23 protein-coding genes and 1 other annotated feature are annotated in these 21120 nt (G+C 35.5%); of the genes, 10 read left to right on the forward strand and 13 right to left on the reverse strand.

Features of this window, described 5'->3' with window-relative positions; translation table 11 throughout:
- Window positions 1-140: 140 nt before the first annotated feature.
- A complete protein-coding gene (locus JFU20_RS07770; protein ID WP_201038515.1) occupies window positions 141-1808 on the forward strand; it encodes a Gly-Xaa-Xaa repeat protein in 1668 nt (555 codons plus the stop codon).
- Between the two features lie 219 nt (window positions 1809-2027).
- On the forward strand, window positions 2028-2456 hold the full coding sequence (locus JFU20_RS07775) for a hypothetical protein (RefSeq protein ID WP_201038516.1): 429 nt from the start codon (window positions 2028-2030) through the stop codon (window positions 2454-2456).
- Window positions 2457-2634: 178 nt separating this feature from the next.
- Here the strand turns inward: JFU20_RS07775 and JFU20_RS07780 are convergent, their stop codons facing one another.
- Window positions 2635-4674 carry a transglycosylase domain-containing protein gene (locus JFU20_RS07780; protein WP_002166087.1) on the reverse strand — a complete coding sequence of 680 codons (2040 nt, stop codon included), beginning with the start codon at window positions 4672-4674 and terminating at the stop codon, window positions 2635-2637.
- Window positions 4675-4985: 311 nt separating this feature from the next.
- Between JFU20_RS07780 and JFU20_RS07785 the strand changes: the two genes are divergently transcribed.
- The 3 genes from JFU20_RS07785 (at window position 4986) to JFU20_RS07795 (ending at window position 7534) form a co-directional block, all read left to right on the forward strand.
- Entirely contained in the window at window positions 4986-5606 is a 621-nt protein-coding gene (locus JFU20_RS07785; protein ID WP_000231445.1) for a DUF47 domain-containing protein, read from the forward strand.
- Window positions 5607-5617: 11 nt separating this feature from the next.
- Window positions 5618-6616 carry an inorganic phosphate transporter gene (locus tag JFU20_RS07790; protein ID WP_002011657.1) on the forward strand — a complete coding sequence of 333 codons (999 nt, stop codon included), beginning with the start codon at window positions 5618-5620 and terminating at the stop codon, window positions 6614-6616.
- Between the two features lie 117 nt (window positions 6617-6733).
- The gene (locus JFU20_RS07795) at window positions 6734-7534 is read left to right on the forward strand and encodes a sulfite exporter TauE/SafE family protein (RefSeq protein WP_002086690.1); all 801 of its coding nucleotides are present in this window, start codon (window positions 6734-6736) and stop codon (window positions 7532-7534) included.
- Window positions 7535-7827: 293 nt separating this feature from the next.
- On the opposite strand, the gene JFU20_RS07800 is transcribed toward JFU20_RS07795, so the two are convergent.
- Window positions 7828-8055 (reverse strand): hypothetical protein, encoded by a 228-nt coding sequence (locus tag JFU20_RS07800; protein ID WP_000883004.1) that lies wholly within the window; start codon window positions 8053-8055, stop codon window positions 7828-7830.
- A 170-nt stretch (window positions 8056-8225) separates the two neighbouring features.
- Between JFU20_RS07800 and JFU20_RS07805 the strand changes: the two genes are divergently transcribed.
- On the forward strand, window positions 8226-8738 hold the full coding sequence (locus tag JFU20_RS07805; RefSeq protein ID WP_002011664.1) for a Crp/Fnr family transcriptional regulator: 513 nt from the start codon (window positions 8226-8228) through the stop codon (window positions 8736-8738).
- A gap of 29 nt (window positions 8739-8767) precedes the next feature.
- Here the strand turns inward: JFU20_RS07805 and hmpA are convergent, their stop codons facing one another.
- From hmpA to JFU20_RS07820, 3 genes are all read right to left on the reverse strand, one after another.
- Window positions 8768-9976 carry an NO-inducible flavohemoprotein gene (hmpA, locus tag JFU20_RS07810; RefSeq protein ID WP_201038517.1) on the reverse strand — a complete coding sequence of 403 codons (1209 nt, stop codon included), beginning with the start codon at window positions 9974-9976 and terminating at the stop codon, window positions 8768-8770.
- Between the two features lie 216 nt (window positions 9977-10192).
- On the reverse strand, window positions 10193-10711 hold the full coding sequence (locus JFU20_RS07815; protein ID WP_002011666.1) for a hypothetical protein: 519 nt from the start codon (window positions 10709-10711) through the stop codon (window positions 10193-10195).
- 114 nt (window positions 10712-10825) lie between these two features.
- Window positions 10826-11923: a site-2 protease family protein gene (locus JFU20_RS07820; RefSeq protein WP_002011667.1), complete on the reverse strand. Its 1098-nt coding sequence runs from the start codon at window positions 11921-11923 to the stop codon at window positions 10826-10828.
- Between the two features lie 152 nt (window positions 11924-12075).
- Between JFU20_RS07820 and JFU20_RS07825 the strand changes: the two genes are divergently transcribed.
- Window positions 12076-12273 (forward strand): hypothetical protein, encoded by a 198-nt coding sequence (locus JFU20_RS07825; protein WP_000776287.1) that lies wholly within the window; start codon window positions 12076-12078, stop codon window positions 12271-12273.
- A gap of 183 nt (window positions 12274-12456) precedes the next feature.
- Here JFU20_RS07825 and JFU20_RS07830 read toward each other — a convergent pair whose 3' ends face one another.
- Window positions 12457-13308, reverse strand: a complete 852-nt coding sequence (locus JFU20_RS07830; protein WP_002011668.1) for a YhfM domain-containing protein — start codon at window positions 13306-13308, stop codon at window positions 12457-12459.
- A gap of 108 nt (window positions 13309-13416) precedes the next feature.
- Here JFU20_RS07830 and JFU20_RS07835 point away from each other — a divergent pair, with 108 nt between their 5' ends.
- Window positions 13417-14193, forward strand: coding sequence for a class I SAM-dependent methyltransferase (locus tag JFU20_RS07835; RefSeq protein ID WP_002166089.1), 777 nt, complete (start codon window positions 13417-13419; stop codon window positions 14191-14193).
- 39 nt (window positions 14194-14232) lie between these two features.
- Here the strand turns inward: JFU20_RS07835 and JFU20_RS07840 are convergent, their stop codons facing one another.
- Window positions 14233-14442 carry a hypothetical protein gene (locus tag JFU20_RS07840; protein ID WP_000880630.1) on the reverse strand — a complete coding sequence of 70 codons (210 nt, stop codon included), beginning with the start codon at window positions 14440-14442 and terminating at the stop codon, window positions 14233-14235.
- Window positions 14443-14704: 262 nt separating this feature from the next.
- Window positions 14705-14963: a binding site (T-box leader), on the forward strand.
- Window positions 14964-15020: 57 nt separating this feature from the next.
- On the opposite strand from JFU20_RS07840, the gene brnQ3 reads away from it, so the two are divergent.
- Window positions 15021-16376 carry a branched-chain amino acid transport system II carrier protein BrnQ3 gene (brnQ3, locus tag JFU20_RS07845; RefSeq protein ID WP_002166090.1) on the forward strand — a complete coding sequence of 452 codons (1356 nt, stop codon included), beginning with the start codon at window positions 15021-15023 and terminating at the stop codon, window positions 16374-16376.
- A gap of 24 nt (window positions 16377-16400) precedes the next feature.
- Here the strand turns inward: brnQ3 and JFU20_RS07850 are convergent, their stop codons facing one another.
- From JFU20_RS07850 to JFU20_RS07875, 6 genes are all read right to left on the reverse strand, one after another.
- Window positions 16401-16757, reverse strand: a complete 357-nt coding sequence (locus JFU20_RS07850; RefSeq protein ID WP_002126339.1) for a DUF3992 domain-containing protein — start codon at window positions 16755-16757, stop codon at window positions 16401-16403.
- Window positions 16758-16767: 10 nt separating this feature from the next.
- Entirely contained in the window at window positions 16768-17400 is a 633-nt protein-coding gene (locus JFU20_RS07855) for a response regulator (protein WP_000598709.1), read from the reverse strand.
- On the reverse strand, window positions 17397-18452 hold the full coding sequence (locus JFU20_RS07860) for a sensor histidine kinase (protein WP_002011673.1): 1056 nt from the start codon (window positions 18450-18452) through the stop codon (window positions 17397-17399). Before JFU20_RS07860 ends, JFU20_RS07855 begins: the two co-directional genes overlap by 4 nt.
- Entirely contained in the window at window positions 18452-19192 is a 741-nt protein-coding gene (gene liaF, locus JFU20_RS07865; RefSeq protein WP_002126337.1) for a cell wall-active antibiotics response protein LiaF, read from the reverse strand. The genes JFU20_RS07860 and liaF overlap by 1 nt, the downstream gene beginning before the upstream one ends.
- 106 nt (window positions 19193-19298) lie before the next feature.
- Window positions 19299-19961 carry a PspA/IM30 family protein gene (locus JFU20_RS07870; protein ID WP_002011675.1) on the reverse strand — a complete coding sequence of 221 codons (663 nt, stop codon included), beginning with the start codon at window positions 19959-19961 and terminating at the stop codon, window positions 19299-19301.
- 44 nt (window positions 19962-20005) lie between these two features.
- Window positions 20006-20362, reverse strand: a complete 357-nt coding sequence (locus JFU20_RS07875; protein WP_002011676.1) for a lmo0954 family membrane protein — start codon at window positions 20360-20362, stop codon at window positions 20006-20008.
- A 310-nt stretch (window positions 20363-20672) separates the two neighbouring features.
- Here JFU20_RS07875 and JFU20_RS07880 point away from each other — a divergent pair, with 310 nt between their 5' ends.
- Window positions 20673-21095 carry a GNAT family N-acetyltransferase gene (locus JFU20_RS07880; protein WP_002011677.1) on the forward strand — a complete coding sequence of 141 codons (423 nt, stop codon included), beginning with the start codon at window positions 20673-20675 and terminating at the stop codon, window positions 21093-21095.
- Window positions 21096-21120: the final 25 nt, after the last annotated feature.

Below are 21120 nucleotides of genomic sequence, written 5' to 3' on the forward strand. Positions count from 1 at the left end.
CTTAATTGTTCTTTGTTTTACAAGATAGGTAAACTTCTTATTTTTTTAGAAATAGTAGTTTGTCCCTCACGAATTCAGTTTAGTTTTCATTTTATTATATAGTCACGACTATTTATTCTATAAAAGAAAGGAATGAACAAATGTCCAACAAAAATAAAGGGAAAGTGTTTTATGGTAATGATTGTTGCGAAGTAAGAGCTTGCAGTTATATTAACATCTCTAAGGCAGAACTAAAAGAGTATGCTAGACTTCTTCAAGCTCTTGGTCAAAGTATTCAAGCTGTATTTCAAAACCCTTCTCAAGATAACATCGATAAACTAATTACTCTCCTGAATAATCTTCAAAAATTCCTCAGTTGCTTAAATTTATCACCTGCACAAGAAAAGATTGGTAGTTCTATTATTGCTAACTTATTAACTATCCTAAAGTCCTCACCTTTCTCATGCGGAGCATTGTACGTTGAACTACAAAGTTTGCTTAATTATTTATTGTATATTGCTAAGTTATTCAAAATCGATTGCTGTACTATCGATAAACTAGTTAAGCTCATTACAGAAATTCAAGCTATCCTAGTTCAATATGGATCAGGTTGCCTTGGTGGAGGAACAATAGGACCTACTGGACCTACTGGACCTCAAGGACCGGCTGGCGCTCGGGGTGCTACTGGACCTCAAGGACCTCAAGGACCTCAAGGTATTCAAGGGACTCAGGGACCGGCTGGTGCTCAAGGTGCTACTGGACTTCAAGGACCACAAGGTATTCAAGGACCGGCTGGTGCTCAAGGTCCGGCTGGTGCTACTGGCGCTCAAGGTGCTCAAGGTACTCAAGGTCCGGCTGGTGCTACTGGTGCCCAAGGTGCTCAAGGTACTCAAGGCGCTCAAGGTCCGGCTGGTGCTACTGGTGCCCAAGGTGCTCAAGGTACTCAAGGTACTCAAGGTCCGGCTGGTGCTACTGGTGCCCAAGGTGCTCAAGGCGCCCAAGGCGCTCAAGGTACTCAAGGTCCGGCTGGTGCTACTGGCGCTCAAGGTGCTCAAGGCGCTCAAGGTCCGGCTGGTGCTACTGGTGCCCAAGGTGCTCAAGGTACTCAAGGTACTCAAGGTCCGGCTGGTGCTACTGGTGCTCAAGGTACTCAAGGTACTCAAGGTCCGGCTGGTGCTACTGGTGCTCAAGGTGCTCAAGGCGCTCAAGGTCCGGCTGGTGCTACTGGCGCTCAAGGTGCTCAAGGTCCGGCTGGTGCTACTGGTGCTCAAGGCGCTCAAGGCACTCAAGGTCCGGCTGGTGCTACTGGTGCTCAAGGTGCTCAAGGCGCTCAAGGTCCGGCTGGTGCTACTGGTGCTCAAGGTGCTCAAGGCGCTCAAGGTCCGGCTGGTGCTACTGGTGCTCAAGGTGCTACTGGACCGTCGGGCACACCACTCCCTGTAACTATAGCAGCAATAGGAAATTCTAATCCACAAACTATATCACCTGGAACGAATATCCAATTTAATCAAGTTTTCGAACTAAATAATCTCATTTTTAATGACACTTCAGATACTTTAACTATTTTAGAAACAGGAGTATACGATATTAGTTTCTCAGCATCTACGACCTTCCCGGGTTCTTCACCATTTGGATTCGGTATTTCATTCAACGGTCAACCACCTACTCGTAATTTTTCAACTAACGTTATCGGTAGTGCGGTTTCTTTCTCCACAATTGTTACTTTAACAGCTGGTACAACAATCTCTGTACAACCTACAGTAAATACTATTTCCATCCCTAACACTGGTGACACAACAGCTACACTATCAGTCTTCCGAATTTACTAATTTTAGTTTTCATTTTATTTTTGAACGACCAAGAATGTTTGATTTATAGTAATTTGTATTATTTTGATTGTATGTTAAATCTTTCTTTTAATAAAAAGGAGCACTTATTTTGGAGGATAAGTGCTCCTTCTTTACGTTTCTTTACTTCAAATTTACTCTAGCTTAATCCTCTTTTTGTATGATGAATAGTGAAGACAAAGACATGAAAGAGGGATGACAATGCGAATTATATCACTGACACGTTTTTGGTTTGTTCTTATGGTATGCATAATTTTATGTATAGGGTTTCTTTTAACTCTAAACTATTCAAATGTTTCAAAAGCAGAAAGAAAAACAATTCCATACGAACTTCTTTATACAAAACAAAACAACATCCCGTATCCCTCTTCCACACAAAATAAAAAAAAAGTTATAAAAGGAATGCTTATTACAGAAGCTTCTAGTTATGAAAACCTACTTCAAATCGCTGAAACGATTAAAGATCAATATAAAAATAAAGACGTTGATGAAATAACACTCTCTATCCATAATGAAAATACTGGAAGTTTCGAAGAGGAATTGCCATATGAACCTATTAGTAAAGGAATAATAACCGTCACGTATGATTCTCAATCCTTCGGTAGGACCAATGTTACGCTAAATAAATAAACTGAAGCTTTAATCCGTGGCGCTTTTCCCATCCCCACGGATTATTAAGTTAAACCCATCAAATTTTTATAGGCAGCTCGATTCTCACCTAACTTCTTTTCTGTTGCCACATTTTGAACCGAGATAAAACCGCTCATTTCTCATAAAAAAGAGGCGAACTCGTTATTCGCCTCTTTTTTTACCAAAATGGAATCCACTCTTTCACTTTGTCTATCCATTCATTTTGCTGTTCTTTTCTTTGTTGTTCCTCTTCTTTTCGTTTTTTCTCTTCTTCTTTCCTTCGTTTTTCTTCCTCAATCGTTTTTAATTGTTTTGTATAATCCGCCTCAGGTATTAGTGATAACTGAAATGCCTTTTGAGTTGGATTTCCATTCGCTTTCTTCATAATATCCCGGAACATTGTCGTTGTAATTTGGCTGCCTCCTGGCACATAATGCTCACTATCCGTTTTATCATACCCTACCCAAATCGCACCTACTAAATCCGGTGTGTATCCAACAAACCACGAATCCTTCGCACCAGTGCTTGGTCCATTTACAAGCTGGGTAGTCCCTGTCTTGCCTGCGGTATCGATATTATTAACTTTCGCTTTTTCACCTGTTCCCCTTTCAATAACACCTTTTAATAAGTATGTCATCTTTTGGGCAACTTTCTCGTTCGTCACACGAGTTTCTTTCTTATACCATTTTCCAATTGTTTCCCCTTCAGCATTTTGGATTTCTCTAATGGCATGAGCTTCTACTTGGACACCATCATTTGCAAGTGCGCTATACGCTTGAGCCATTACAAATGGTGAAGTCCCTACATGCATACCTCCTAAAGCAATCGGATACGTATGGTCTTCAGGCTCTAATGGAATACCAAACCGCTCTAAAGATTTCAATCCTTTATCTAATCCAATTTTCTCTAATAACCAAACTGCTGAAACATTATATGACTTTGCCACCGCTTCATACATCGTCACATTACCATGGAACGTATGATCACTATTTTGTGGTGCATATTCTTTAATATTAAACGGTTCATCTTTTAAGACATCGTATACTTCATATCCTTGTTCTAACGCTGGTACATACACTGCAAGAGGCTTTAACGTTGAACCTGGCTGTCTTTTTAATTGTGTTGCATGATTAAACTGCAAAAATTGATAAGGACCTCTGCCTCCAACTAAAGCCGGAACACCGCCAGTTTTTGGATTCATAAGGACCACTCCAGTTTGCATAAGCTGATCTGAGCCACTATCTTTAAAATAACTATCATTATTCACAACATCTTCAACCGCTTGTTGTTTTTTCGAGTCAAGTTCCGTATAAATACGATAGCCACCTGCTAAAATTTCATTTTGTGTTAATTCATACTTGTCCATCGCTTCTCTAACAATATAATCTACGTATTGGGAATATTTCCCCTTATATTTATCGTCAACACCACGTCGTAATACAAGACCTGATTCTTTCTCCTGATTATATTGTTCTTCAGAAATATATCCTTGCTCCTTCATTAAACCTAATACGACATTACGTCTTTCAATTGATTTATTAAAGTTTTTATACGGCGAATACGCAGATGGCGCTTTAATTAATCCTGCAATCGTTGCAGCTTCTGAAATCGTTAAGTCTTTTACTTCTTTATCAAAATAAGATTTAGCTGCTCTTTTTATCCCCCAAGCACCTTCACCAAAATAAATTTGATTCATATACATTTCAACAATTTCATCTTTCGTATAAGTACGTTCTATTTTTTTCGTTAGAAAGTATTCCTTTATTTTACGCGAGAATGTACGGTCTTGCGTTAAAAATACATTTTTAGCAAGTTGTTGTGTAATTGTACTACCACCTGCCACAACTTCACCAGCTGTAATGTTCTTAAATACAGCACTTATAATTCCACTATAGTAAATACCATGATGACTAAAAAATTCCTTATCTTCTACTGCAACAATTGCTTGAACCATAATATCAGGAATATCTTTCCTTTTGACTCCTTCTGTTTTAGAAGAAGCTAATTTAGTCGCAACTTCATTATTTGCATCATAAATTAAAGTCGGTTGTGGAACAGCTTGTTTTAATTCCGATATATCTTGAATGGAAATTATTATATTTACAACAATAAATAGAGTAGCAAGTAAACTTCCCAATACAATTAATGAATTGCGTAGTTTCTTCCTCTTATTGAACCACTCAAGCGTTTTTTTTAAGTGAGTGTTCTTCAATTTCATTGGTTCACTTCCTTCATTTGTTTACACTCTTCTTTTTAAAAGGAAGAATATACCTCCTTTTAAATTTATTATAATAACGTAGTCGTTCCTATAGTGTAAAGCTTTTCTTTCACATTCATACTTTTTGCAAGAAAAGGACATTCTACAAGTAAGATATTCATTGTTGAGTATTAATATTATTAATACAACAATGAGAGTTATGTTAAGTTTTTGTAAACTTTTCGATAAAATGTTTTAAAAAACGACAGTTTTTTGTTAGAATTGATTAGCCAATATATTTTACATATATTACTTTTGTGGGGGTAACAATAATGGTCTTTAAATCAAAAAAAGATAAATTTTCTGAAATGCTTATGAACGTTTCCGAAAATTTAAAAGAAGGCGCGCAGTTTTTCGTGGAGTATAAAATTAAAAATGCTAGCGATTTAAAAGAGTTTTCTATGCGCATGAAAGAGTATGAGTCAAAAGGTGACTCATTCATTCACGAAATCATTATGGAGCTAAACAAAGCGTTTATTACTCCTATTGAACGTGAAGACATCCTACAACTTGCAATGAGTATGGATGATGTATTAGACGGATTAGATCACAGTGCTGGTCTATTCGAAATGTATTCTATTACAGAAGCTGATGAATACATGATTAAATTCGTTGAAGCAATTAATCAATGTGCAATTGAGATTGCAAATTCTGTTGAACTACTGTCTAAAAAGAAATTAGTCGATATTCGTACAAATGCGATTAAGATTAAGGATTACGAGTCACAATGTGATGATATTCGCCGTCATGCGATTAAGCACTTATTCTCTCGTGAGAAAGATCCGATTAAGATTATTCAATTTAAAGAGATTTACGAAGAGCTTGAAGAAGTAGCTGATAGCTGTCAAAGCGTTGCAAACGTATTAGAAACAATCATTATGAAGAACGCGTAAGGAGTTTGATCATGGATACACTCTTGATACTGACCGTTTTAGTAGTCATTTGCGCTTTAGCTTTTGACTTTATCAATGGATTTCACGATACAGCAAACGCTATTGCAACGGCTGTTTCAACGAAAGCTCTAAAGCCTAGACATGCAATTATTATGGCAGCTATTATGAACTTTTTAGGTGCGATGACATTTACAGGTGTAGCAAAAACGATTACAAAAGATATCGTTGACCCATTTGCCTTGCAAAATGGTTCTCTTGTAATTTTAGCTGCTTTGCTTGCGGCAATAGCTTGGAATTTGATTACTTGGTACTATGGTATTCCAAGTAGTTCTTCTCATGCGATTATTGGCGCAATCGCAGGTGCAGCAATTGCTGCTGCTGGTATTAGCTCATTAAACTATAAAGGGTTTATAAAAATTCTTGAAGCTTTAATCATTTCACCGATTATCGCCTTTGTTATTGGTTACATCGTATATAGTATTTTTAAAGTGGTCTTTAAAAACTTTAACTTAACGAAAACGAACAAGAACTTCCGTATATTCCAGATTTTCACCGCTGCATTACAAGCTTATACGCACGGTACAAATGATGCACAAAAAGCAATGGGAATCATTACGATGGCTCTTATGGCCAATAACTATCATACTTCTGACGACATCCCGTTCTGGGTACAATTATGTTGTGCAATCGCAATGGGTCTTGGTACTTCTGTCGGTGGATGGAAAATTATTAAAACTGTCGGTGGACAAATTATGAAAATTCGTCCTGTAAATGGTGTAGCTGCTGATTTATCATCATCACTTGTTATTTTCGGCGCAACATTCATTCACTTACCGGTTAGTACAACGCACGTTATCTCTTCTTCTATTTTAGGAGTTGGTGCTTCACATCGTGTGAAAGGTGTAAAATGGGGAACTGCAAAACGCATGTTAATTACATGGGTTATTACACTTCCTATTTCAGCTTCTTTAGCTGCATTATTTTACTACTTATTACACTTAATCTTTTAATCAAAAGTCGTCTTCCTTATTTTTCTAGGAAGACGACTTTTTTGTGAACATGCCTATTTCTTATTAAAAAGCGTGTATAATGATTGATGGATAAGTTATATAGAGGAGTTGGCAATTTTGGAATACATCATGTTACTTTTCATCGGATTAATCGCCGGGACAGTCGGGAGCCTAGTCGGACTTGGAGGCGGAATTATTATCGTTCCGTTATTAATTGGATTACACAGTTTATCACCACAACTCGCAGTAGGAACTTCTATGGTAACAGTCGTTTTTACAGGGCTAGCTTCTACCCTTACTTATATGAAACATAAACGGGTAGATTATAAAAGTGGACTTATTTTATTTATCGGGAGTGGCCCTGGTGGCATTATCGGATCATGGGCAAACAAATTTTTAAACCAAGATACATTTTCTTTATACTTTGGAATTTTTCTTATATTCGTCTCCATTCTTCTTATACTACGAGACAAATTGAAACCTCTTTCCCTATCAAATATGACTGTAATTAAGCGATCTTTTACAGATAACGAAGGAAATACTGTAGACTATCAATTTCCACCATTTCTTGCTATCTTTATTGCCTTTATAGTTGGATTTATATCCGGATTATTCGGAATCGGTGGTGGCGCCTTACTTGTGCCAGCGATGATGCTTCTTTTTGCGTTCCCAGCACACATTGCTGTAGCAACTTCAATGTTTATCGTATTTCTCTCAGCAATTGTAAGTTCTTTAACTCACATCTCTCTAGGAAATGTCAGCTGGGCTTATGCATTAATTCTTATTCCTGGTGCATGGATTGGCGGAAAAATCGGGGCTTATATTAACACGAAATTAAGCGGTAATGCAGTAATCAATTTATTACGTATCACATTAATTATTCTTGGAACTAGATTAATCATTACTTCATTTTTATAACGCGTTCTTTCTAGAATGCGTTTTTTCTTATACACATGAATATAAAAAGGCTCCTAGGAGAACAAATAAAACTAAACAAACACTTAATAGCATAAAATTTGAAATATGTACTTTCTTCAAGTTGATCACTCCTATAGCTATGACTGTTATCCTTATGATAGCGAAAAAACAGTTATCTTACAGTTACAAAGTGCTAACAATGCAAAATCATTTATTACAAATTTTATCCTTATATTTCATTTCTTTGTATAATCTATCGATTCAATAAAAAAAGATGTCATATTGACATCTTTTTAGTGAAGAAGTGACCATCCCATAAAGTCTTCATGTACTTGGCACGCCCTCTTATCGTTTCGATCATATAATTCAGCATAACTATCTGTTTCTTCATCATAAGCCATCGTATAAATAATTTGGCCGTCTATTTCAACGGATAAAACGACTCCACCTTTCATCTCTTCTACATGAATGATAGCATTCGCCGGAATTCTCATATCCGTCATCTTCATCGCATCTAACAATATACTAAACCCCCTACAGCGTATTCATTGCTAGTACTATTACACACTAAATAGTATACTACTGTAATAGCATACATTTCGTCAATGAAATTGCTGTTTAAAAAGCATATTATCTTTATACATATACGCTAAAATATAAGAAATAGAAATGTTTTAATGGGGGGCTAACATTGATTCTACATAAGGGAGATGTATTATTCCGTCAAGGTGAGGACGGTCCATTATATTTTATAAAAACAGGTTTATTAAAAGTTATTCGGTTAGAAGCAGACGGAACACCATTTTTATTTAATATTATCGTTCCTGGTGAAACGATACCTCACCATTCTTTAATTTCACCGAAGGAATATCACGGTACAGCTATGGCTTTAATGAAAACAGAAGTGGAGCCTATAATTAGCAATGAATGGTACGACAAACTTCAGGCAAATCCTGCATCATATGAAAATATCGCTATACAATTACAATCGAAGTTAAGAATGATGCAACAGCGTATCGATCAATTGACAACTGTCTCTCCTAAAGAGCGCCTTCATCGTTTACAAGAGTGGTTCACCTTTTATTTAGGTGACATCCCTATTTATGAAATATTAACACAAACTGAAATTGGTCAGCTCATAGGTGTACGCCGCGAAACAGTAAATCGCTTACTTAGAGAACAAGCAAAAAACGAGGTAAAATAATACCTCGTTTTTTGCTTGGCAACGTTAACCTATTGTAAGCTTGCTGCGGGACCGAAAAATTCATAATGAATGTTCTCTTGTTTAACACCCAAATCAATTAATGCAGCATTTATATGTTTCATAAATGGTACTGGACCACAGAAATAAAATTCTGCTTCAGTCGTTGGAATAATAGTTTGTAACCATTCACGTTCAATGAATCCTTCTTGAGCAAAATTCTTCATTTCCACATCTTGCTCTGTCGGTGAAGAATAGCAAGTATATGCTTTAACTTGTTCATACTCTTTTTCTACTGTCTCAACATGCTCTTTCATCGCATGTGTATTACTATTTATCGCCGCATGAACAAAGCATACATTACGCTTTGATTCTTGTTCAATTAACGTATTTAACATACTCATCAGCGGTGTAATACCTACTCCACCACTAATTAGTACAACAGGTAATGTTGACTCCATATTTAATACGAAATCTCCCGCTGGTGCACTTACTGGTAAGACATCTCCTTCCCCTACATGATCATGTAAGTAATTAGATACTTTACCATCTGGTGTATCTACACCTTTTTCTTTCTTTACACTAATACGATAATATTCTTTTCCTGGAGCATCAGACAAGCTATATTGACGATTATGTGTATATGTCTCACCTTTAATATTTATTTGAATCGTTACATATTGTCCTGGGATGAATGAAGAAACTTTCCCGCCATCTTCAGGTTTTAAATAAAATGATGTAATAACGTCGCTTTCCTTCACTTTTTTAACAATCACAAAGTTGCGGAAATCTTTCCACCCACCTTCTTTATGTGCAGCTTCTTCATACATACCCGCTTCAATGCTAATGAATGCATCAGCAATGACGCCATACGCTTCTCCCCATGCATTTAAAACTTCATCAGGTGCGCCTGCGACCTCTTTAATCGCTCGTAGTAAGCATGTACCTACTATTGGATAATGCTCTGCTTTAATACCTAAACTTCTATGCTTATGACCGATTTGTTTTACAACTGGAATAATAGCTTCTAAATTATCAATGTACATTGCAGCTGCATAAACAGCATTTGCTAATGCTTGTTGTTGTCTTCCTTTTTTCTGGTTCGTATGGTTGAAAATATTCAATAACTCCGGATGTTCCGAAAATAAAATTTGATAAAATCTCGTTGTAATCTCAACGCCTTTTTCTTGTAATAACGGTACTGTTGACTTTACGATTTCAATTGTTTTTGCACTTAACATTGTATCCCACTCCTCTATTTCCTTAACTGTTTTTAGTTTAACTGAATTGTATAATACATATTGTGATTTTAATCACTATTAACACGTTGTTTTTGTGAAAAATATATGAACAATGCAAATATATCGTAAAATTTTAACGAACGGAGGCCTCCCATACGCCCTCCCTCACCAATCGTACTCAAAGAAAATAAGCTAACTAGAATTCTAGCTAGCTTACTACTTTGCTTGTATCACTTGTTCAATCACTTTTATATTCTTCCCATCTCCAAACTCTGTATACCCCCATATATTCGTTTCGCCTTTATTTTTATTCACAAGTATATCTAAGTCATGATATACGCGATGAGCATAGATTACATACTCCATATTCTGAAGCTCCACACCTTTTTTTACAATTTCATAACTTCTATTCACATCGCGTTTTATTTTTTCATTTTTTATTTCTTTATGTATATTTTTTAAAGAGGCTTCTTGCTCTTGAAACCATTGTTTAAAATGTTTCCAATCCCCATCTGTATATTTCTCTGCCTTGCCATAATTCAAGAAATTATTATAACTTTCATGTGTCGTACGAACAAAATCGAGTGTCTTCTTCTTCTCCTGCACCTCTTCTATTTGTGCTACTGTATTTACTCCAGCAGACTTATTCGCATAATATAATAGTACTTTCATAAGACTATAGCTCGCTATTGCCATCACAGTAATAGTTACCAATACACTTAACAATTTCTTCATATACAGAACCCCTTTTCTACTATGAATATTACAATGTACTGTTACACTTGTAACATTCTCTCGTAGAAATGTAATTCCTGTTTAAATCCTCCTTTTCATTTCGACACTATTTTTCTACAAACTTCTCCTTGGTAAATGCTCTTGTAAAACAACATAACCTTCATAAGCTGTATAACCGAGTATAGCCATTAATCCGATATAACAAGCAAATACTGTCCATTTCGTTTTCGTATCGACTTTGTAATAATTTTCTTGTTGTTCCTTTTCTGTTTCCCATTCATTTAATTTTCTTTCTGACATTTCAAATGCTTCTCTTATATGAATTGTATGCATTTCTTTTTCATCTTCATATGGGACATAATCAAGTGGCTCAAATTTTGGTAAAAGGTACTCTAGCACTTCAATCTTTTGAAGTTCTCCTGTTTTTAATTCTTTTTCACGTTCTCTTTGTCTTAATACATTCATTTCATGGTGAATCATATAAATCGTTCGATGCACCGCACCAGTTTCTTTTAATTCCTCTTCAAGCCTAGCAACATATTCTTTCATTCCATCGATTTTATATCCTAATTCCTTAATCGGCTCATCTCTCTTTATTACTCTATATAGTTCCATACAGCCGATAATAAAAATAAATCCTCCTAAAATACTTTTGAAGTAAATAGAATAGCCGAGTAGTAAAACTAGCCCTGCTCCCCAAATTTTCGTGCTTACAACTGAAATTATTCGTCCACCATCTAATGGAGAAACTGGAATTAAGTTAAAGAAATTAATCATACTTCCAAGTAAAATAATAAGCGCCCAAAACGGCTCTTTCGTGATTATATACAGTGGGATCGCGGGTAAAAATGAAAGCAATCCGAAAAGAGGTCCCATATATGCAATGTAAGCTTCATCTTTTGCATTTTTCGGCATCTCTTTCATCCCAATAAGAGCTCCCATAAATGGTATGAAGATTGCTGGCGATGTTGGTATCCCTTTCTTTCTCGCTGCCCATAAATGCCCCATCTCATGTACAAACAATAAATATACGAGTGCTACCCCAAACTTCCAACCATATATGACTGCGTATGCACCAAGCGATAAAAACATACTAAATACTGTTGAAAATTTTGCTAACTTAAAAATTGCAAATACCCATTTTAACTTAGATAGTAAAAATAACCCTATTGCAACTATAACTCCCCATAATCCTTTTTTATTATTTTTCATATTCCTCTCCTTTATCTCGCTTTATTGAGCCATATACACTCATCAAAACTTATTCTTTTTCTCTATTATGACATATTTTTTTCTATTGTTAGAAATAATGTTTATTCCATCCATTTTTAGCCAAAAATAAAAATAAAAGGAGGTAAATACAAATGAAATTACAATCTCTTATGATAGGCGCTCTATCGTTTTTAGCTTCAACTCTTATTTTTTATACCGTCAGCTACGTATTATTATTAGATTGGTTGCCAAATCACTTATTTATAGCCCTTATTATTCTTTCTGCTCTTATGATTTCCTTTCTAATTACACGAAAATCAATGAATGAGCCATCTGCAAAAGCAAAATAATAGAGGGGATCTTTCCCCTCTATTATCATTTCCTAGGAAAGGCCATATAGACTTTATGATTCTTACTGCCCGCTATTTACGGGCAGTAAGAATCCCACCTCAAAATTCGGCTGGAGCAAAGAATTTAGGTAGGAGTCGTGCTAATAATCAGCGGGGGATGCCCCCACTGATTAAAATTTCACTTTATCTTTGTAAATTCATTTTTTCACCATACTCTTTAACAATTTGAATAATGTTTTGAAATGCTCCTACTTTTTCTTTCTTACTATTTAATATTTGTAAATCGTGATTATCATAATAGGTTTCTAGTGATTTTAATTGTGATTCTGAAGCATCTTTTATCGGAACAGTAACATTCAACTCATACTGTTTATACCCTTCCTTTACTTTTTCAGCTGAAATTATCTCACTCTCTTTTGCGCCAATTAATTTTTGAACCTTTTCCGGGAAAATTAATTGCAAATAATATTCTTGTTCCTTTGCTAACTTATTATATAGTGATTGTGAAATCGTATAACGTACTGTATAATTCATTTTTTGATCACCTGCTTTAATATGAAACGCAGTAATCTGCATGTCTTTTTTTGTTACTTCCGTTAAAGTACCTACCTGCATCTCATCTTCTTTTTGTTCTGGAATCTTTGGAAAGATAGCCAAAAGCTTTTCCGTATCTTTTTCGTTAAGCATATACATATCTTTCTTATATTGAATCCATCCTCGGCGATCTTCTCCTCTTAACCATGCATAATATGTTTCTTTTTTTCCATCACTACTAATTTGTATTTCATATTCCGGTTCACCAAAACTACCCGTTACTTCTTGTTTTTCCGCTTTGTTTATAATATCCACCACCAACTCCGCATCCATTTTCTTTAAATTCTTTTCTTCTTTACCTTTTTGCATAACAGTTACTTGTAATGGTTCTCTCATTTCATTCACTGTCTCCTCTACTTGTTTCGGTTCTTTCTTTTGCTCGGATTGACCACACGACGCGAGTAAAATAACACATAAAAACATTAAATATTTCCCTTTCAAATCGATTCTCCTTTTCCAATAAGAAATTCTTATAATCCTCATGCATAAAACAAAAACGTTACATTATATAGAATGAGCTATACTATAAACTGAAGGGAGGATTTTACAATGTCCATTAATTTTCATGATGCAAATAATAAGTATACGTATGCAAATCGTAACGCACATATTTCATGGCAGGAAACAATAAACAATATTGTAGATGTGCAAAATAAACAAGTAATTGATATAGGTTGTGGTGGCGGCATTTACACGAAAGAACTTGCTCTTATGGGAGCCAAAAATGTTGTTGGGCTTGATTTTTCAAAAGAAATATTACAAGCTGCAAAAGAAAATTGTAATGCCTTCCCAAACATTTCATTCATTCACGGTGATGCACATAATATCTCATTCCCTAATGAAACATTCGACCTTGTCATTTCTCGTGCAGTCATTCATCATTTGCATGATATTCCCACATTTATACGAGAGGCTTCTCGTATATTAAAAAAAGACGGTCTACTTATTTTACAAGACCGGACCATTGAAGATTGTATAATCCCAGGAAGTCCTGAACACCTTCGTGGATATTTTTTCTCGGTCTTTCCAAAACTCATTGAAACAGAAGCGCAAAGAAGACCAAAAACCACTACTATACAGCAATTATTACAAACATATCCTCTTCAAACGCTCCCCATTCAAACACAATGGGAAGTACGAAAAGTACATGATTCTGTAGAGGCTTTGCTACAAGATTTATCTCCTCGAACAGGCCGATCCATTCTATATGAACTAACAGATAATGAACTTTCTCAGCTTCTACATCATATCCAAACGGCATTACAAAACGTCTCTCCTATCATCGAAAGAGATCGTTGGACAATTTGGAGCGCGAAAAAATTGTAAGGAAGGAAGCCTCACAAAATAATGTGAGGCTTCCTTCTTTCATAATCTAATTTTGCAACACTCTTGATATCCTCCACTCCTGGCCTGTGCACTTCCACACTTCGGACATACTAAATATCTAGACTGATTTGTCAACAAACTACCTTTTTGAAAGAGTAAAACTTCTGCTTGTTTAAACGAACGCGAATAATATAACCACATAAAACCAATTATAGCAATAATGCCAAATAATACTCCCATCGCAAGCATTTCAGTCACCTCTTTTGGTTTGTTCTTTCCAGCAAGTGGATTGTTGTATTATTCTCTGCAAATTCAAACAATTCCTTCCTTACTCCTATAAATATCGATTTTCTCCATAAACTTTACAATTCTCTATAATGTTTTACAGCATTTTTACAAATAGTATTAACCCTTATATTCTCAGCTATATTTCTACAGGAAAGTGTATTTCCCAAAAAATATGTTGACTTTCTAAAAAAAACGTGTGAAAATACTGTCAGAATACTTGAATTAAAATTCATTGACGAGAACGAGTACGTTATAGGACTGTTCCCCAGAGAGTTGGCGATTTGCTGAAAGCCAACGTTCAGTGCTTAACCGAAAATCATCTCCGAGAAGTAGAACCGAATGCTAAAGTAAGTTCTTACCGGATGTCCCCCGTTACAAGGAACACGTATCATGTTGTACGTTGCAAAGCCGTATACATATAGATTTATTTCTACATGTATAAATTAGGGTGGTATCGCGGGTAAATATAACTCGTCCCTTTCTTTAGGGACGAGTTTTTTGTGTTCTTACAATGAATTTACAAAAAAGGAGGAAAAACAATGAACACTGTATCAAAAAAACATGTTTTTTTCACAGGCCTTATGCTATTTTCTTTATTTTTTGGGGCAGGAAATTTAATTTTCCCTCCAATGCTTGGACAAAATGCTGGTGAAAACTTTTGGCCAGCAATGATTGGTTTTTTACTAACAGGAGTCGGCTTACCACTACTTACTGTTATCGCTATTTCTCTATCAGGAAATGGAATGCAACAACTTGCAAGTCATGTTCACCCATTATTCGGAATATTCTTTACGGTAGTTGTATACATTGCAATCGGTCCATCTATGGGCATCCCACGTGTTGCTAATGTCGCTTATGAAATGGGGGTTAGTTCTTTCTTACCAGAAACTATTCGCTCTAGCAGCCTAGTGCTATTTTTATACACAGTCATCTTCTTTTCTATCGTATTTTGGCTTAGTTTAAACCCTTCTAAGCTCGTCGATCGTATCGGAAGTGTATTAACACCTATTTTATTATTCTCTATTTTTTTATTATTCGTTAAGAGTGTATTTACACCCCTCGGGCAATCTGGACCAGCAATGCAAGAGTATCAAACTTCTCCAATTTTCAAAGGTTTTATGGAAGGATACTTAACGATGGATACCATTTCAGCACTTGCATTTGGGATTATCGTTGTAAATGCAATTCGCTCAAAAGGTGTGAGTGATCGTAAATCAATTGCCATCGCTACAGCAAAAGCAGGACTTATTGCCGCTACTGGTCTCGTACTTGTATATGGTGCACTTGGCTGGCTCGGTACAACTAGTGTCTCTCTCGGATACGCAAAAAATGGAGGACAGCTACTTACCGTTATCGTACAACAATTATTCGGTCCATATGGTCTAATTCTGTTATCTCTTATCGTTACACTTGCTTGCTTAACAACATGCGTTGGACTTGTATCTGCGTGCAGTCAATACTTCTCAACATTATTGACAAAATTTTCATACAAAATGTTAGCAAGTGTCATTTGCTTGTTAGGATTATTAGTTGCCAACTTAGGTTTAACAAAAATTATCGCAATCTCTGTTCCTATTTTACTTGTTGTATATCCAATTGCGATTGTACTCATATTACTATCATTACTTCATAAATATTTCGGTGGATATCGTTCTGTTTATGTAGGTGCGTTAATTGGATCTGCAGTTGTGAGCGTATTTGATGGATTAAAACAAGGGAATATTCCTGTTTCATCTATCACATCTTATTTCGAGTTTATTCCATTATATAATGAAGGAATTGGCTGGTTAGTACCAGCATTAGTTGGGGCTATTATCGGTTTTGCTATCGCAAAATTAAGTGGCGCCAAAGCAGTACCATTAACGGATCATTCACCTGAATCGAAAGTATCATAAAAAAACTCCCATTTCGGGAGTTTTTTACATTTGATAAGAAGTATGATTAAAGCTACTTACTTTATAAGCTTTCGTATAGTAATCAATATTCGTATCCACTGTTTCTACTTTTACAACATCATAGCAATCTTCTTGCTTCACTAGAAATAAATAATATTCTTCTGTTGCCTCAATAATTGCAATACGATCTGTTTCAATATCATATTGTTCACAAAGTGCTTGCAACGCATTCACATAGTTACCTAATTTTTTCGTTTCATCCATTCCAAATATCGTTTGAACTAACATACACTCTCTCCCCTTTGTATGTACTGTTAACACCTTAATGATAACGCTTACATAAATAACCGTCAATAAAAAGCTTTGACCATATATAGTCAAAGCTTCCTTCTCATTTCGTCAATTGGTGTCTAAACGCATAAATAACCGCCTGTGTCCGGTCACTTACATTTAGCTTATTTAATATATTACTCACATGTGTCTTTACTGTTTTAAGGGCAATAAACAACTCATCTGCAATCTCTTGATTACTTTTCCCCTCTGCAATTAATAACAAAATTTCAGACTCTCTTTCTGTTAACTCCTCATGCAAAGGTTGTTCTTTCTTCTGACGCATACGAGACATCATTTTTCCAGTAACTTTCGGCTCTAATACCGTTTCCCCATCATAAGTAGCTCTTACAGCATCTGCAATATCACTCGCTCTTGATGTTTTTAATAAATAACTTGTCGCCCCCGCCTCAATAACAGGATATAACTTTTCATCATCTAAAAAGCTCGTGACAACTACAATTTTCGCTTCTGGCCATTCTTGAATAATAGCACGTGTCGCTTCAACCCCATCCATCTCATCCATAACAAGGTCCATTAAAATAATATCCGGTCTTAATTGCAAAGCTAACTCTGAACCTTTTCTTCCATTTTCAGCTTCTCCAACTACTTCAATATCTGGCTGCGTTGATAAATATGCTGATACACCCATTCGAACCATTTCATGATCATCAACTAGTAATACTTTTATCATGATTCTCCCCCTCTCTCAATCATAATAGGTACTTTCACTTCTATTTGCGTACCTTTATTCGGAAAACTAAGAACTTTTAATGTACCACCAATTTCATGAACTCGCTCTTGCATTGACCTTAAACCGTATGAACCAGCCTTATTAACACCAACTTTAAACCCAACACCGTCATCAATAATTTTCAAAATCGCATATTGATCAATTTTCCGAAGGCGTACTTCGGTTTTCTTTGCCTTCGCATGCCGTAAAGTATTAGACAGCGCCTCTTGTACAATACGGAATAAATGATCCTCTACACCTTTTTTTAATTGAATCGGTTCAATTAACCATTCAATTTTCATATGTTGCTTTCTAGACAGTTCTGTTAATAATTCTTCTATACCCTCTGTTAGTTTCTTACCTTCTAACTGCACTGGGCGTAAATGAAGGAGCAATGCTCTCATTTCTGATTGTGCATTTACAACCATATTCTCAACAAGCTGCAACTGTTTTTTCGTCGTGTCTGGAATTTCAGCTGCTTGCTCATTAATGGCTGACATCATCATCGACATTGCAAAAAGCTGCTGACTTACAGAATCATGTAGCTCTCTCGCTAATCGATGCCTTTCTTGAGAAATCGCTTCTTGTCTCATCTCTTCATTCCAATGGGCTCGTTCATTCGTTACTTTTTGAAATAGCCCAGCTTGCTCCTCTAAGCGACGAGCAAGACCAATTACTTTTCGTTCCACTTCATGAAATTCATCGTCCGCAGTAAATGAAACATCACTCGGAAAATTCCCTCGCTCTACTTCAAATAGAAAAGTATTTAATCCTTGTATACGCTGTTCTATATAATAACCGATTGCATATCCTACAATTCCTCCGATAAGAAGACTCGTACTCATAATAAACAAGCCAATTGGAACAGAAGCAATGGATTCTTTCCAGAGTAAATCATAAACTTGTTGCTCGCTTTTCCATACATATACAATTGTACAAATAAGTGCGATACTAACAGAGGACAACATAGAATAACGAATATACATCCACGAAATATTCCTTTGTTTTTTCATTATACTTTCCTCACTTCCGTATCGCCTACGACAAGCGAAGAAATAATTTTAATACGACGAGGGGCTTCTTTATACTGTTCTGTTCTAAACGTAACATTACGGTTAAATCCAGTTTCTTCGTGTCCTGGCAGGAGCACTCGCCCAACAATAACAGAATGATTTAAAGACAATTCAATATCATATGGTACATATAAGCGAATATTACCAATGACGCCCCGAATCACAATAACCGTTTCTCCCTCTGGAATCATAGCAGTTGTTAAATCAATCTCGACGTCACAAGCACCATATTGGACGTTAATATCCTCTATTTCATAAATATGATCCATCATTCGTACATTACCTACAAACATATTTTTTATATACGGTTCTGTACGATATATTTGTTTTTCTTCATTTATATATCCCTTTTCTTTAATTTCAACTTTCATTGCTTTTTGCCGATGTCCTTGTTGAATAAGTTGATAACCAATTAAAGCTAAACAAGCAAACACAACAAGTACGAATGCCGCTGATGAAAATAAGAAGAATAAGAAGACAATACCACCGACAAATAAAAATACATTCCCTCTTACATAACGGTTCTTCTTTCGATAATGTCTTCCAAACATAATCATAATAAATGCAAATATTAGACCACCTGGTTCAAAATGTCCAAGTATCATATCAAGAAAAAGACCGAATCCAAATATGATGAGGAGCATCCCCATAAATTGTGTTTTTGAAAATTGCTTCTTCATTTCAGCTCCCCCCTCCTTGTCACATATACATAGAAGAAAAGGCATTGCTTTCCAACACCTTTTCTCCTATCACTATATCATAAGCCTGTTTTATTATATACTACAATTATTTTGTTACTTCTTTCGTTAACGATACTTCATTTTTCTCTTTCATTTCACTCTCTAGTTTTGCAATTTTCATATCAAATGTATCACGCTCATGCTCTTCATTTATACGAAGCTCTATGTCACGAATGTGATCTTCAATTTCTTCGAATCGTAAGAACGGATTATTTTCATCCATTTTATGCATAGCAGTATTCATACGGCGGTTTGCATGCGCCATATTTTCACGTGCCATTAATTCCATACGCTTTGCGTTCATTTCTTTTAATTTATTTTTCATTTCTGAAAGACGACGCTCTAACTCATCAATTTGCTCTACAACACCAGCATACATTTCTTCTAAGCGAGTTACTTGCCCTTCATAATACGCTACTTCTTCTAATGCACGTTCATGCAATTGCAATTCGCCTGCTTCTTGTGCGATGATAGCTTGCTTTGATCTTTTATTAACGAAATAACGTGCTTGCTCAAGCTCACGAGCGAAGTTAGATTTTAATGTTTTATGACGCTGAATTAACTTCTCAATTTTTGTTATTTCACGCTCACTATCGCGTAAATATTGGTTTAACATAGCAATTGGATTTTTTCTTTCTTTCTCATCTAACACATTATGAAAATCAGCTAAAATTGCATCGCGTACACGTCCGAATAAAGATTGTTTCATTATAATCTTCCTCTCTTCTACTTTATAATTTGATTTATTTTATATTAGTTTTTCATTAACTTGTTCCACTCATCTTCAAAGTTGCTATATGGTTTAGCACTTTCTGGAGCAGAATCAACAACTACATTTTTTCCTTTTTTCCACTCACGGTATCCGTAGTATAAAACTACTAATGCTGCGATACCGATTAATGCTGGGGAATGAGAAAGTGCAATGGACAAACCGATTAAACCAACAATACCCCAAGCTAACTTTCCAAAGAATGATTTAGCTCGCACAAATGATTTATAGCTCCAGTACACAACTCCTGCTCCAATGGCGAATCCTACAATACCAGCAAGACTACCAAGAGCAATTAAAGCCAAAATACCGGCTGCGATAAACGCTAGAAATTGTTTCATCTTGTGCTTGCCTCCCTTCGATTTGATACTCTTATCTTAACTATTTTTTCATTTTTTCATAACGAGCTTAAGAACCGTTTTTAACTCAGACTTAAGACTGAGTTAAATTCAGCCTTTTGCAAAACGAACATGTATGCGATGCGTATAGATACAGAAAAATTCTTATTCAATAACGGATGAAAATCTCAACTTGCGCGTCCAAAAAATTAGCAATACATACAAACGTTTATTAAATTACATTAAATATATTATTAAGAAAATTATGTTAAAATAAATCAGAAGGCTACATTTAAATTAAAGGGGATATATCATGAATTTACACATTACGAAAGAAATCAATACCGCCGCTAAAAACTATATAAACAATCAGCTTTATGAATATAATTTAAAGCACTTTCCATCTGATTTAAGAGACAGATACTTAGAGATTCATTTATTTCTTAAAGATGAAAATGGTAAAATATGCGGGGGAATATTAGGTGAAGTCTGTTGGAATTGGTTAGAGATTCACTCTTTTATCATCGATGAAGATATACGTGCATTAGGGTATGGAACTAAACTGTTATTAGAAGTAGAAAAAATCGCTTTAGAAAGAAATTGTGATTTTATAAAAGTTGACACTTTAAGCTTTCAAGCATTAGATTTCTATAAAAAATATGGTTATAAAGAGTATGGTATCCTCGATAATGTAGGAAGAGATTATAAACACTACTATTTGAAAAAGGATTTATAAATAATAAAAAACGCTCAGAGAATGT

It is taken from the genome of Bacillus sp. TH30 (genome assembly GCF_016650875.1).
Lineage (GTDB): Bacteria > Bacillota > Bacilli > Bacillales > Bacillaceae_G > Bacillus_A > Bacillus_A mycoides.